General features: G+C 40.2%; 13 protein-coding genes. 8 read left to right on the top strand and 5 right to left on the bottom strand.

What is annotated here, in order from left to right; genetic code table 11:
* Positions 1-71 precede the first annotated feature (71 nt).
* The gene (locus ACSHZO_RS06545; RefSeq protein ID WP_298246741.1) at positions 72-1430 is read left to right on the top strand and encodes a sigma-54-dependent transcriptional regulator; all 1359 of its coding nucleotides are present in this window, start codon (positions 72-74) and stop codon (positions 1428-1430) included.
* Here ACSHZO_RS06545 and ACSHZO_RS06540 read toward each other — a convergent pair.
* Positions 1420-3855: an ATP-binding response regulator gene (locus ACSHZO_RS06540; protein ID WP_298246740.1), complete on the bottom strand. Its 2436-nt coding sequence runs from the start codon at positions 3853-3855 to the stop codon at positions 1420-1422. The two genes, ACSHZO_RS06545 and ACSHZO_RS06540, sit on opposite strands and share 11 nt — an antisense overlap.
* A gap of 279 nt (positions 3856-4134) precedes the next feature.
* Between ACSHZO_RS06540 and ACSHZO_RS06535 the strand changes: the two genes are divergently transcribed.
* The gene (locus ACSHZO_RS06535; protein WP_298246739.1) at positions 4135-6516 is read left to right on the top strand and encodes a TonB-dependent receptor; all 2382 of its coding nucleotides are present in this window, start codon (positions 4135-4137) and stop codon (positions 6514-6516) included.
* A 66-nt stretch (positions 6517-6582) separates the two neighbouring features.
* On the opposite strand, the gene ACSHZO_RS06530 is transcribed toward ACSHZO_RS06535, so the two are convergent.
* Entirely contained in the window at positions 6583-7011 is a 429-nt protein-coding gene (locus ACSHZO_RS06530; protein WP_298246738.1) for a hypothetical protein, read from the bottom strand.
* Between the two features lie 249 nt (positions 7012-7260).
* Here ACSHZO_RS06530 and greA point away from each other — a divergent pair, with 249 nt between their 5' ends.
* The 3 genes from greA to ACSHZO_RS06515 all read left to right on the top strand — a co-directional run bounded on the left by greA (position 7261) and on the right by ACSHZO_RS06515 (position 8644).
* Positions 7261-7737, top strand: a complete 477-nt coding sequence (gene greA, locus ACSHZO_RS06525; RefSeq protein WP_298246737.1) for a transcription elongation factor GreA — start codon at positions 7261-7263, stop codon at positions 7735-7737.
* Positions 7738-7838: 101 nt separating this feature from the next.
* A complete protein-coding gene (locus tag ACSHZO_RS06520; protein ID WP_295178679.1) occupies positions 7839-8234 on the top strand; it encodes an HIT family protein in 396 nt (131 codons plus the stop codon).
* Positions 8231-8644, top strand: coding sequence for an acyl-CoA thioesterase (locus ACSHZO_RS06515; RefSeq protein WP_298246736.1), 414 nt, complete (start codon positions 8231-8233; stop codon positions 8642-8644). The genes ACSHZO_RS06520 and ACSHZO_RS06515 overlap by 4 nt, the downstream gene beginning before the upstream one ends.
* On the opposite strand, the gene ACSHZO_RS06510 is transcribed toward ACSHZO_RS06515, so the two are convergent.
* Entirely contained in the window at positions 8641-9789 is a 1149-nt protein-coding gene (locus ACSHZO_RS06510) for a sensor histidine kinase (RefSeq protein WP_298246735.1), read from the bottom strand. The two genes, ACSHZO_RS06515 and ACSHZO_RS06510, sit on opposite strands and share 4 nt — an antisense overlap.
* Positions 9790-9901: 112 nt before the next feature.
* Between ACSHZO_RS06510 and ACSHZO_RS06505 the strand changes: the two genes are divergently transcribed.
* The 3 genes from ACSHZO_RS06505 (at position 9902) to aat (ending at position 11870) form a co-directional block, all read left to right on the top strand.
* Positions 9902-10774, top strand: coding sequence for a flavin reductase family protein (locus tag ACSHZO_RS06505; RefSeq protein WP_298246734.1), 873 nt, complete (start codon positions 9902-9904; stop codon positions 10772-10774).
* Between the two features lie 7 nt (positions 10775-10781).
* Positions 10782-11153, top strand: coding sequence for a DUF3127 domain-containing protein (locus tag ACSHZO_RS06500; RefSeq protein ID WP_295178663.1), 372 nt, complete (start codon positions 10782-10784; stop codon positions 11151-11153).
* Positions 11154-11231: 78 nt separating this feature from the next.
* Entirely contained in the window at positions 11232-11870 is a 639-nt protein-coding gene (gene aat, locus ACSHZO_RS06495; RefSeq protein ID WP_298246733.1) for a leucyl/phenylalanyl-tRNA--protein transferase, read from the top strand.
* 13 nt (positions 11871-11883) lie between these two features.
* Here aat and ACSHZO_RS06490 read toward each other — a convergent pair whose 3' ends face one another.
* On the bottom strand, positions 11884-12477 hold the full coding sequence (locus tag ACSHZO_RS06490; RefSeq protein ID WP_298246732.1) for a DNA-3-methyladenine glycosylase I: 594 nt from the start codon (positions 12475-12477) through the stop codon (positions 11884-11886).
* A gap of 3 nt (positions 12478-12480) precedes the next feature.
* Positions 12481-13194, bottom strand: coding sequence for a hypothetical protein (locus ACSHZO_RS06485; protein ID WP_298246731.1), 714 nt, complete (start codon positions 13192-13194; stop codon positions 12481-12483).
* Positions 13195-13209 lie beyond the last annotated feature (15 nt).

Genomic DNA, 13209 nt, shown 5'->3' with positions numbered 1-13209 from the left:
TTTTTTTATGCTTTCTTTTAAAACCATATGAGTTAAAGATTCTTACCTTTGCAGCTCACTAAAGCTATTCTATGTCTAAAGTTCTGGTCGTTGAAGACGATGTTGCCTTCGGTACTATGCTCAAAACCTTTTTAGAGAAAAGGGAGTATAAAGTCGAGCTGGTATTTTCTGCAGCAGAAGCATTCAATAAGATTGAAAAAAGCAACTTTGAACTTGTACTTACAGATGTTCGCTTGCCAGATCATGATGGCCTTGAGATCCTGAAAAAGGTTAAAGCTAAGGATACTGCTACTCAGGTGATCGTAATGACGAGTTATGCTGAAATCAGTATGGCTGTAAATGCAATGAAAGAAGGTGCATTTGATTATGTATCCAAGCCATTTCGACCTGAATCAATATTGCAAACGATTGAAAACGCCTTGCGTACCAAGGTGGTAGCACCAAAAGCAGTTGCCGTTAAACCCGCAAAAAAAGCCAGTAAATCCAGTTCAACGACACAAAGACTTGATCTTGTAGAGGGCGTTAGTGAACCTTCCCGAAGACTTGCCGACTATGTGGAGCTGGTATCCCCAACAAACATGTCGGTTTTGATCACCGGTGAAAGTGGTACTGGAAAGGAGCAGGTGGCAAAAAGCATCCATCTGGAAAGTAAAAGACGTGATGCGCCTTTTATCGCTGTAGATTGTGGAGCGATCCCAAAAGAAATAGCCTCCAGTGAATTCTTTGGTCATATCAAAGGTTCCTTTACCGGCGCTATAAACGATAAAACAGGTCACTTTGAAGCCGCTAACGGTGGAACTTTGTTTCTTGATGAAATCGGAAATCTTAGTTATGAACTTCAGGTACAATTATTACGTGCGCTTCAGGAAAGACGTGTAAAGCCTGTTGGTAGTAATAATGAGATAGAAGTAGACATCCGTGTGGTAACAGCAACCAATGAAGATCTCTCGAATGCAGTAAAAGAAGGTGATTTTCGTGAAGATCTTTACCATAGACTTAATGAATTTTCTATAAAAATCCCGGCACTTCGCGAGCGTAAAGAAGATTTGATGCTGTTTGCGAATCATTTTCTTGATGAAGCGAACAAAGACCTGGAGAAAAATGTGCTTGGCTTTACAGATAAAGCGATAGATGCATTTAAGAATTATAACTGGCCTGGTAATCTTCGTGAACTTCGGAACATGGTGAAAAGAGCAGTATTGCTCACTCAGGAAGATCTAATTCCGCTAAAAGTTTTACCTCATGAGATCGCAACTTCCAGTCGTTCTACGGAAAACGATTACGGCTTATTTAAGAATAAGAATGAGGAACAGCTAATTCTTGATGCTCTTGAGAAAACCGACGGTAATAAAAGTAAAGCCGCCAGAATGCTTTCTATAGATAGAAAGACGCTTTATAATAAGCTGAAGCAGTACGGGATCAAGCTATAATTTTTGATTCGATCTCTTTTACTAGCCGTTCAAGCTGTGCCTGAAGGCTTATGAATTCAGTTTCATTTATTTTTTTCCTTTCCTCAAGCTTTAATAGATCTGGCGTGATGGTATGTGCCTGCATTTGTCTAAGCATTGGTAGCATTCTATGAGCAGTTTTGCCCAATTCACCCTCGTTCTGAGTCTCCCATGCCGATTTTAACTGAACCATACTTTCTCTAGTTCCCTCAATAAAGGCCCGAAGTATTTCTTTAAAGGCATGATCATCTTTACCAGCAAATTCATAAATCTCAGAAAGATCGTAAAGAACTGTTTGCAGCTCTTTAGATCCTTCCTGTACATTACTGGAAACTGTTTCTTTGTGTTCCAAGTCCAGCACTTCAGCAATGGTATCTTTTAAAGTTGAAGATTTATAGGGTTTAAGTAATTTTTCATCAAAACCAGCATCCATATAGACTTGTTTTTCAAGATCTGTACGACCCGATAGAGCGATAACAGGCAGATGCATGATCTCATCGGTACCGCGAATAGTTTTAATTAGTTCAAAACCATCCAGCACTGGCATTTGAATATCGGTAAGAATAAGATCATATTCTTTCCCATTTATCTTTTCCAGCGCGATCTTACCATTTGCCGCAGTATCAATTTCGAAACCCATAGATCTGGATAGTTCTACGGTAAGGGATAATTGTCCAGGTTCGTCATCCACAACCAGCGCTTTTAGTCCTGAAGCAGCATAATTATTCTCGATTTTCTTTTCTGAACGTTTCTTCGATTTCTCATCTGAAGGCTGATATTTTTCCACAGGAATTTCAATGATAAATTCACTTCCCATCCCGGGTTCACTTTCCACCCTGGTGTCACCTTCTAATAGATGCGCCAGTCTTTTCGTGATGGCAAGTCCAAGGCCAGTACCGCCAAATTTCTTCTCAATACTGTTGTCTTCCTGGGAGAATTCCTCGAAAATACTATCCTGTTTCTCTTTTGAGATCCCGATCCCGGAATCCTTGACTCTCAATTCAAGAATTTCTTTGTTCTTCTTCGGTTTTAGGAGATTTGCAGAGATGACAATACTTCCTTCTTCAGTAAATTTCCAGGCATTTGAGATCAGGTTCGCCAGGAGCTGTTTTATTCTGAAAGGATCACTAACCAGCTGCATTTGTGCTTCAGGAGCAACTACAATTTCAATAGTAACATTCTTAGTCCTTTCCGCAGGAATGATATTATTTACAGTATCCTCGATCAATTTACCGGGGTGAAAAGCTAGTTTTTCTATCAACATTTTTCCCGCTTCCAGCTTGGAAAGATCGAGCAGATCATTGACCAGTCTCAAAATAAATTCTGAAGATTTCTTGATCTGCTTTAAATAATAAGCCTGCTTTTCATCAAGATCGGTTTTCTGTATAAGATCTGTATATCCCATAACCGTCGTCAATGGGCTACGTAGATCATGAGTGATCGCCGCCATGAACTGCTCTCTACTGGCCAGTAGTGATTCTGCAAAATTCTTGGCCTCTTCCAATTGCACCCTGTAACGCTGACTTCTGGTAATATCTCCAATAATATTGATGATAAAATAAAGGATAATCAGGATAATGATACAACTCCCAATTAGGATAATCGTGGAAGTTTTGTCCAGCATATTCTGAAAAGTCTCTGCACGTTCCAAAGAATTTTTACGTTCGCTTTTCTCTAGATTAGATAGCAAACCTTGTAATTGCTGATTCAGAATCATATCATTATTGAGCAACTCATTTTCCTTCTGAACCACCTCGTTTTGAAACTGTCGGTTAGCAAATTCAAGGTCCGTTAGTACTCTTTTTACAGATTTGACCAGCGAATCCAAACGCTGAGTAGTAATATTTTCGGCATTATCTTCTCTTGAATATTCCAGCCACTTTACCAGCACATCCTTTTGATAAGATTTTAAATTCCTGAATCTGTTCTCGTAATTGTAATCCTTGAAAGACTGGTCGATATTCCGAAGCTCCCCAAGAGCTTTCCGGTAATAATTGGTATTCCTGTCGGTATCTCGCAAGGCAACCAGCTCCTTCAGGTTTTCTGTCTTTTGTTCGAGAAGTTGGTAAATACTATCGGCTTCGTCTTCAAAATCAAGTTGCGTATAACTTTTCTCCAATTCATTGATCTTGGATTTAATACTGTCAATTTGAGAATTGTAAAGCTGTAGTTCTTCCTCGTTACCGGTTTGTATCAAACGTCGGCTTGTATTCTCAGATTCGTTGAGGTTGGTGGAAATCTCAGATACCAGGATGAGCTGCTGTGTATTTTCAGTATTCGTCTGCGCAATTTCAGAATAGGTAAGTACCTGGTTATAAATATACCAGACGGCAAGCCCGGCGAGAATGGAAACAATTACATATCCTGCAACAACCTTTACTGTTAAAGAGCGTTTTGTATTTAGCATAAACTTCCCGTGTCCTTTAAAACTTTATTCCCAATTTTCCTCAAATGTATTGCATTTCTAAAAAAGCATATTACATTTGCGCCATAATCTCATAAGGGGTGCCTTCACGGGCTGAGATCATACCCAATGAACCTGGGCAGGTAATGCTGCCAAGGGATACGCACGAAACTGCGGTGTATGTACTCCTGTTATTGCCATTTTGGTGATCTCAGGATTTTTTATTTTATAACTAAATCAGGAAAGAATAATTGCCCCTTTTATTCGTAGAAAATTTTGCGAATGAAACATTTATTATCTTTTGTGGCGCTGCTGACAATTTCTCTTCAGGCCTATGCACAGGATTACAAACTCAGTGGTATTGTAACTGAAAATGGAAATCCTATCGATGGAGCTTCAGTTTATCTGCAAAGCACAGGCTCCGGAACTTTGACCAACGAAAATGGTTATTATGAGCTTCAACTTTCAGAAGGAAATTATACGCTTATCTTCTCCTTCGGAAATCAAAGAAGTAGAACTGTAAATCTAACCGGAGACACAACTTTAAATATTGATCTTGCCGGAGCACAGGAATCTCTGGATGAAGTATTTCTATCTTCTGTGAGGGTAACCGACGAATCTCCAATCACATATAGCAATTTAAGCAACGAAGAAATTGCCGATAGGAATCTTGGACAGGATATCCCGGTACTTATGAGCTATATGCCCAATGTGGTTACAACAACCGATGCGGGGAACGGTGTAGGGTATACGGGAATTCGTGTTCGTGGTAGTGATGCCACAAGGGTGAATGTAACCATCAACGGTGTGCCATATAACGATTCTGAAAGTCAGGGAACTTTCTGGGTGAACCTGGGAGATTTTGCTTCTTCCGTAGAAAATTTACAGCTACAGCGTGGTGTGGGAACATCCACCAATGGAGCCGGAGCCTTTGGTGCGAGTCTTAACATCCTTACAGATGCTTACAAAGAAGAAGCTCAGGGTGAGATCGCGAACAGTATCGGCTCTTACAACACCTTTAAGCATACCGTCAAATTTAGCACTGGTCTTATTAATGATCATTTCAGTTTTACGGGACGTGCTTCAAAAATTAGGAGTGATGGTTATATAGACCGGGCAAGTAGCGATTTGAAATCATACTTTCTTCAGGGATCTTTTGTAGATGATAATACACTTATTAAAGCTCTTACTTTTGGTGGTAGCGAAAGAACATATCAGGCCTGGTATGGTATCGATGCTGAAACACTAGAAAATGACCGGACTTTCAATCCGGCAGGAATCTATACCGATGAGGATGGGAATACGAAGTTCTATGATGGGCAGACAGATAATTATAAACAGGATCATTACCAGTTACTATGGAACCAGGATTTTGGGTCTAACTGGTCTACAAACCTTGCCCTTCACTATACTTATGGTCGTGGATATTACGAGGAATATGAAGAAGATGCAGATCTTCAGGAATTCGGACTTCCTCTATTCATGTCTAATGACGAGGAAATTGCATCATCAGATCTTGTAGGGACCAAATGGCTGGATAATCATTTCTACGGAACTGTTTTTAGCGTGAACTATGAGACTACGAACTGGGATCTTACTCTTGGTGGAGGATGGAACAAATATGGAGGTGATCATTATGGCGAGGTGATCTATACCAGATTTGCGAGAAATAATGATCTTTACGCACCATACTATTTCAACCAGGCAGATAAAACCGACTTCAATATCTACGGAAAAGCAAACTTTGCCATTACTGAAAAACTTGGAGGTTATTTAGATCTTCAGTTAAGAACCGTGAACTATGAAACCGATGGACTTCTGGATGACCAGACCCGATTTTTGAACGATGATAACTTTAGTTTCTTTAATCCGAAGGCTGGGTTAACCTATCAATTGAGCGAAGGTGACCAGTTCTACCTATCATACGCACGTGCTCATCGTGAGCCAAGTCGTGGCGATTATGAAAATGGAGATCCGGAACCTGAAGAATTGAATGATTTTGAACTTGGATGGAGACATCAAAGCACCAATTTCGTTTTGAACACGAACCTGTATTATATGGATTATCAAAATCAGCTGGTGCTTACCGGTGGTCTTGATGATGTTGGGGCGTTTATTCGCCAGAATAGCGGAAATTCTTACCGACTGGGACTAGAGGTAGATGCAACAGTTAGAGTGACAGACGACTTTAATATACGCCCAAATATCTCCTTAAGCCGAAATAAGAATGTGGACTTTGTTTCTCCATTCGATGGAGAACTGGTAGCCTATGGGGATACAGATATTTCATATTCTCCAGAGATTGTCGCTGCGAACATGCTGGAATATTCACCAGTTGACGGGCTGGAACTCAAATTTCTCTCTAAATATGTTGGGGAGCAGTTTATGAGTAACGTGGAAGCAGAAAATTCTAAACTAGACAGCTATTTTGTGAACGATTTTAATGTTCAATTCACCTGGGATAAGGCCTGGATGTTCCGTGAGATCGTGCTTACAGGACTGGTAAATAATATATTTGGAGAAGAATATGTGTCTAACGGGTATTATTACACCTATGATATTTCCAGCGATACTAATCCATCTGGAGTGCAAACCTTTGACGGAGCCGGATATTATCCACAGGCAACAACAAACTTCTTACTTGGACTTACATTGAAGTTCTAAATCAACTCCAATGCATTTTTGCAGCCTTCTTTTCAAATTGTAGGGGTTTGAAGAGAAGGCTTTTTTTTAGTTGAAGATCTGCAGTATGTTGCCAGACCGCTCAACTCTATATGGTTTCATACCATATTCACCTTCTCCTTCTGAAAGTTGTCCTGTGATCACATTATAAGAATTATCATCACAGTTACAATTTGCGATCACACCATTCAGGGTCATGGCAGAACAGGATCTTGGCGGGTGATTTGGATCACTTAGTTCAAAAGCGACAAATTGATCGTTGTTGATATTGTATATAACCACACCTTTCACTCCATAATTGTAGGTCGCGTAAGCGTTTCCTGGAAACTGCAGATTGTTGTATTCAGGTAAAGATAAATTCACCTGAAACCTGAAATTTAGATCGGCAAGATTTGGGTTGTTATTAAAGGAATCATCAGACCCGGAACAGGCTGTAAGTAGTACATAAACAGTCAATAGACTCAGTAGTTTCTTCATGTAAATTGAATTGAGGCGAAAATAATATAATTGCTCCAAAAGATTAAATTTCTTACATTTGTTCAAAGAAATCCCGTTATTCATGGGATTTTTTTAATTAACAATGTAATAATTTGAACCCGGAGCACTAAAAATTTGTAGATCCGGGCTTTTCCACGTCGTGGAACCATAAAAATTACCAGATCATTAAGCTAATAATTCCGCAATCTAACCATGGTTATTTCCGCGGAATTTTAAAACGATAAAGTTATGAGTAAAGTATCTTATTACACCCCTGAAGGCTTGAAAAAACTCAGAGATGAGCTTAACCACTTGAAAGATGTAGAAAGACCAAAGGCATCAAATGCAATTGGTGAAGCGAGAGATAAGGGAGACCTTAGTGAAAACGCTGAATATGATGCTGCTAAGGAAGCCCAGGGATTATTGGAATTGAAAATTTCCAAACTGGAAGAAGTTATGGCTAACGCACGCGTGATCGATGAATCTCAACTGGATACTTCCAAAGTACTTGTACACTCACATGTTAAAATTAAGAACCAGACCAACGAAGCAGAAATGACTTATAAGCTGGTCGCACAAAGCGAAGCCGATCTTAAATCTGGAAAGATCTCTGTCGACTCTCCAATTGGTAAAGGTTTACTTGGTAAAAAAGTAGGTGATACTGCTGAAATTCAGGTACCTAACGGTACAGTTACCTTTGATGTGATCGAGATCTGGAGAGAGTAACAGTTCATTACAGTTAAAATATGATCCTTTTCTTTCATCTTATTTTTAAGATTTGAGAAAAGGATTTTTTAATTTTAAGGCAAACCAACCATACTAATATTATGTCAACCTTATTTACAAAGATCGTTAGAGGAGAAGTGCCAGCTTATAAAGTAGCAGAGAACAGTCAGTTTCTTGCATTTCTCGATGTGAATCCTAATGGAAAGGGGCATACCCTCTGCATTCCGAAGAAGGAAGTGGATAAGATCTGGGATCTTGAGGAAGAGATCTACCAGGAATTAATGCGTTTCTCCAGAAGTGTTGCTCTTGCACTTGAAAAAACCGTTCCGTGCAAAAGAGTGGGAATGGCCGTTATTGGACTTGAGGTACCACACACCCATGTTCATCTTATTCCTTTAAATACCATGGATGAAATGAACTTTTCCAACAAAGTGAAAATGACTGAAGAGGAATTCCAGGAACTTGCAGATAAAATTCATGCGAACGTAGAGCTTTGAAAGAAATCGCAGAATATAAACTGAGTCTTGAACTTAGGATTGACTGGAGCGATCTGGATATGTATCGGCATGTGAATAATATCACGTTCATGCGCTTTCTGCAAAGCGGAAGAGTCAATTTCTGGGAGTCTACCGGTATCCACGAGTTCTATCAGAAAACAAATAAGGGAACTATGCTGGTGTCTACGAATTGCGATTTCAAGCGACCTTTACATTATCCGGGAGTTGCCCGAGTTTTAACCAAACTTGATAAGGTAGGGAATAGCAGTTTCTCTATAAGGCACTTGATAATGAACAATGAGGATCAGATCTGTGCTGAAGGTCTGGACACAGTAGTCTGTTATGATTTCGATAAGAACTGTACTTTCCCGGTTCCAGTTTGGTTAAGGGAAAATATAAGCCAGTATTAGATCTTTTTGAGACTTATCTGGAAAGTCGTGCCTTTTCCAAGCTCACTTTTAGCAACCTTGATCTTACCCTGGTGATATTCCTCTATAATTCTTCTGGCTAAGGATAAACCGAGTCCCCAACCACGTTTTTTGGTGGTTTGTCCAGGCTCGAAGATCACTTTAAATTTGTTCTTGTCTATTCCTTTTCCGGTATCTGTAATATAGATATGTGCCTGCTTCATGTCTTGCTTGATCTCGATCAAGAGCTCTCCTTTTCCACGCATGGCATCTATTGCATTCTTAACCAGGTTTTCTATGGTCCAGCTATAGAGTTGATCATTAAGCATAACCCAGATTGGTTGCCTTGGAGTCTGAATGCTGAAATCAATAAGATTGGAACTTCTTAATTTTAAATAGTCAAAACTTTCCCGGGTAGCTTCTACAATGTCTATCTCCTTCAGATTTGGTGCCGATCCAATTTTCGAAAATCTTTCAGTAATGGTTTGTAAGCGGTCGATATCCTTTTCCATCTCCTTGATATAAGAAGGATCCACATCTTCAGATTTTAAAATTTCAGTCCACCCGATTAAGGAGCTCAGCGGAGTCCCGATTTGATGGGCAGTCTCCTTGGCCATACCCGCCCATAACTTGTTCTGTTCACTATTCTTTGTAGTTGTATAGAAAAAATAAACGACCCCAATAAAAAGAAAGCCTATAAGCGTAAGCCCAATTGGGTAGTATTTGAGTTTATTAAGTGCGGGAGAATTTCCGTAGTATAAATTCTGGACCTGACCTTCTCCAAGATCTACGGCGATTGGTTCATTTTCTTGTTTTAGCTCAATAAGATATTCCTCTAATCTTTCGCGATCTTCCAGGATCACCGGGTCAATATTCGTGGTATATGCGATCGCTCCATCCTCATTGGTGTGTATAATGGGTATTGTGGTATTATTATTCAGGATCTCAAGGATCAGGCTCAGATCAGCATCTTCAGGAGCGGCACTTAGTTCTTCCTGCGCCTGGGCCCAGATATTCATTTTAGCTCTTTCGTCTTCCTTAAGCCGTTGAAAAAAGATGCTGGTGTTCCAAAGGACCAACGCGGTAACCACAAGACAGGAAAGAATGATAAACCAGCGATTAAAGCTGCGTTCGTCGGGTAGATTCATGTATTACTACGGCTTTATAGAATAAATATAAGCGTTTTAAAATGATTTTTATTGTAATGCTTTGGCTTTTCATTCCCTCTACATTTCTTTATCTTTGGCGAAAATAAAGTATATGTTCAGTATAGAGCCAAAAGATATAGGAACAGGTAAATTACATCAGTATTTACTTGGGTCTATTGGACCAAGACCTATTGCTTTTGCAAGTACCATAGACGAGGAGGGGAAACCTAATTTATCTCCTTTTAGTTTTTTCAATGTTTTTGGCGCAAATCCTCCGGTTCTTATTTTTTCTCCTGCAAGACGGGGACGGGACAATACGACCAAGCATACTTTTGAGAATGCAAAAAAAGTAGATGAGGTGGTGATCAATGTTGTAAATTACGACATTGTTCAGCAAATGTCACTTTCCAGTACGGAGTATGGGGAAGGTGTAAATGAGTTCGAGAAAGCCGGGCTTACAATGTTGAAATCTGATCTGGTGAAGCCATTTCGTGTCGCAGAATCTCCGGTCCAAATGGAATGCAAGATCGTTGATATCATTGAAACCGGAACTGAAGGTGGAGCGGGAAATCTTGTCATCTGTCACGTAGTCAAGATCCATGTGAAGGAAGAAGTTCTGGATGAAAACGGTTATATTGATCAATATAAGATAGACCAGGTAGCCCGTATGGGTGGCAATTGGTATTCAAGAGCCAGAACGGGAATGTTCGAAGTTCCAAAGCCGCTTTCAACGTTAGGAATTGGTGTAGATGCAATGCCAGAAGAGATCAAGAACAGTAATGTTCTTACTGGTAATGATCTTGGGAAACTTGGAAATGTAGAATCCTTGCCAGATAAAGCCGAAATTCAGGATTTTAAGAAGCAGGAAGCTGAAGTAGCTGAATTAGTTGAAAACAAGGATCAGGAAAAAATTCATAAACAGGCGCAGCGCTATCTTGAACAGGATGAGCCAATGAAAGCCTGGAAAATATTATTAGCAAAATAGAGATAAAATGGAAGTACAGGGAAAAATCAAATTAATAGGAGATACAAAGACCTTCGGAAATAATGGATTTCAGAAGAGAGAAATGGTTGTGACGACAGAGGAGCAATATCCTCAGCATATCATGATCGAATTCGTTCAGGATAAATGTAGTCTTCTGGATGCTTTTAAAGTAGGTCAGCCAGTAAAGGTTGGTATCAACCTTAGAGGTAGAGAATGGGTGAGTCCACAAGGGGAAACTAAATACTTCAATTCTGTACAGGGTTGGAGAATTGAGAACCTTGCCGCGCAACAGCCATCTGGAGGTAATGTGCCGCCACCAGACCAGTTCGAGCCAGCAAGTGATTTGAACGAAGAGGATTACGACGATCTGCCTTTCTAGGTAGAAGTCTTATAAAAATTAAAAGTCCGGTGATTATTTCATCGGACTTTTTTAATTTCATCAAACAATTTTGAGTAGGTGTATTTTATAGGTCCGGGACAAAAATTTCCTCCAGTAGAGCTGGCAGATGAAGATGGTTTTCTTGCAGTCACGCGGGAACTCAGTATTGATCGCATACTGGAGGCCTATCACTTAGGGATCTTTCCTTGGTATAGTGAAGGCCAGCCTGTTTTATGGTGGTCGCCAGATCCCAGAATGGTGCTGTTTCCTGAAGAGCTGAAGATTTCGAAAAGTATGCGTCCTTACCTGAATCAAGATAAGTTTCAGGTTACATTCAATCAGGATTTTGAGGCGGTCATTGATCACTGCGGAAAAGTTTTCAGAAAAGGTCAGGATGGTACCTGGATCACTCCGGAGATTAAGAAATCTTACCTGGAGTTACACCGAATGGGAATAGCCATTTCAGCTGAAGTATGGGATAATGATAATCTTGTTGGAGGTTTATACGGAATTTACCTTCGAGAGAAAAAACTATTCTGCGGTGAAAGTATGTTTGCCAATGTGAGCAACGCTTCCAAGTTTGGATTTATAAAAATGGTTCAAAAACTTCAGGAGGAAGACGTACGTCTAATAGACTGCCAGGTGTATACAGATCATCTTGCCAGCTTGGGAGCGCAGGAAATCCCGAGAGAAGAGTTTCTTAGTTATCTAAAGTAGCAACCAGTAGTTTTCAAGTTTTCATCTTTTCACCAAGTTTCCTGATCTCATCATAACGAAAACAATCGATTTCATGATCATTCACCATTCCGGTTGCTTGCATATGTGCATAAATTACCGTGGAGCCGGTAAACTTAAAACCGCGCTTCTTCAGGTCTTTTGATAACTTGTCGCTGATAGTCGTGGTTGCAGGTGCTTCCCTATAATTAATCACTTTACTCTGTATTGGAGTACCATCCACGAAGTTCCAGATATACCTACTAAAACTGCCAAAATCATCCTGGATTTTGATGAATTGCTGTGCATTACTCACGGTGGCTCTAATTTTTAATTGGTTCCTAATGATTCCGGCATTTTCCATTAGTTCCATGATCTTAGGTTCTTCATACAAAGCGATCTTTCTATAATCGAAATCATCAAACGCTTCCCTGAAATTCTGCCTTTTTCTTAATACTGTGATCCAGCTCAATCCTGCCTGAAAGGTTTCAAGGCTAAGAAATTCAAATAAATTTTGGTCATCAAGAACCGGAACTCCCCATTCCTGGTCATGATAAGCTTCATAGAGCGCATCTCCTTCGCACCAGCCACATCGTTTTGGTTCTGCCATTTTCTAAGATCTAAAATAATAGGTGATGGTCCCTGGCTGCTCGTTCTTGCCGGCAAGCTTACTAAACCTTGCTCCTGCCGCATATTCCATCGCTCTTTCAACAAGACACTCATTGCCTGATGTAGAACTACCCTTATTCAGGCTGGTGTCAATAACATATCCGTTCGCATCCACACTAATGTTGATCACGATCTTGCCTGCAACGTCGCAGGTATAAACTGGATTCGGAATCTTAACTGCACGGCGGCCCTTTAAGGAGAATGATATACTGCTATAATCATACACTGCCGATTTTTGTGAGCTCTCTTCCAATGAATTATCACCGTTCGAAGCATCTTTCTTCCTCTCAGCAGTTTTCTTATTAACCTGGTAGTTTCCGTCGCCCTGGGTGTCTTCGCTTTCCTCGGCTTCCTGGCTGGCACTATTCTTCTGGAAAATTTCGTCCAGCTTGTTCTTCATGTCTGCGTCCCGGGCTTCCTTATCTTCATTGTAAGCCTTGTTGGTCTGGACGTTTCTTCGTTGTTGCTGAGGTTGCGCTTCCTGTTCTTCAAGTTCTTCTTCCGGAGCCTTTTCCTTCTGAAATTGCTCAAGATCCACGAGCATTTCTCCGGCTGCTTTTTTCTTGTTCGCCATGTTGAGATTGTACAGCGCCAGAAATAGCACAGCAAATAGCAGGGAAGTAATAATGAGAGCTTTGTGTTTGTCGAAAAAATCCATGGGATTAGAGTTTCC

Origin of the sequence: Christiangramia sp. 3-2217-3z (assembly GCF_051195275.1) — a bacterium.
In the GTDB taxonomy this organism is placed as follows: domain Bacteria; phylum Bacteroidota; class Bacteroidia; order Flavobacteriales; family Flavobacteriaceae; genus Christiangramia; species Christiangramia marina.
This window is presented reverse-complemented; position numbering and strand designations above follow the sequence as displayed.

What these genes read in the sequence shown, in the direction of transcription:
- ACSHZO_RS06545 (WP_298246741.1), top strand. Translation starts at nt 72, where the DNA reads ATGTCTAAAGTTCTGGTCGTTGAAGACGATGTTGCCTTCGGTACTATG.
- ACSHZO_RS06540 (WP_298246740.1), bottom strand. Translation starts at nt 3,855, where the DNA reads ATGCTAAATACAAAACGCTCTTTAACAGTAAAGGTTGTTGCAGGATAT.
- ACSHZO_RS06535 (WP_298246739.1), top strand. Translation starts at nt 4,135, where the DNA reads ATGAAACATTTATTATCTTTTGTGGCGCTGCTGACAATTTCTCTTCAG.
- ACSHZO_RS06530 (WP_298246738.1), bottom strand. Translation starts at nt 7,011, where the DNA reads ATGAAGAAACTACTGAGTCTATTGACTGTTTATGTACTACTTACAGCC.
- greA (WP_298246737.1), top strand. Translation starts at nt 7,261, where the DNA reads ATGAGTAAAGTATCTTATTACACCCCTGAAGGCTTGAAAAAACTCAGA.
- ACSHZO_RS06520 (WP_295178679.1), top strand. Translation starts at nt 7,839, where the DNA reads ATGTCAACCTTATTTACAAAGATCGTTAGAGGAGAAGTGCCAGCTTAT.
- ACSHZO_RS06510 (WP_298246735.1), bottom strand. Translation starts at nt 9,789, where the DNA reads ATGAATCTACCCGACGAACGCAGCTTTAATCGCTGGTTTATCATTCTT.
- ACSHZO_RS06505 (WP_298246734.1), top strand. Translation starts at nt 9,902, where the DNA reads ATGTTCAGTATAGAGCCAAAAGATATAGGAACAGGTAAATTACATCAG.
- ACSHZO_RS06500 (WP_295178663.1), top strand. Translation starts at nt 10,782, where the DNA reads ATGGAAGTACAGGGAAAAATCAAATTAATAGGAGATACAAAGACCTTC.
- ACSHZO_RS06490 (WP_298246732.1), bottom strand. Translation starts at nt 12,477, where the DNA reads ATGGCAGAACCAAAACGATGTGGCTGGTGCGAAGGAGATGCGCTCTAT.
- ACSHZO_RS06485 (WP_298246731.1), bottom strand. Translation starts at nt 13,194, where the DNA reads ATGGATTTTTTCGACAAACACAAAGCTCTCATTATTACTTCCCTGCTA.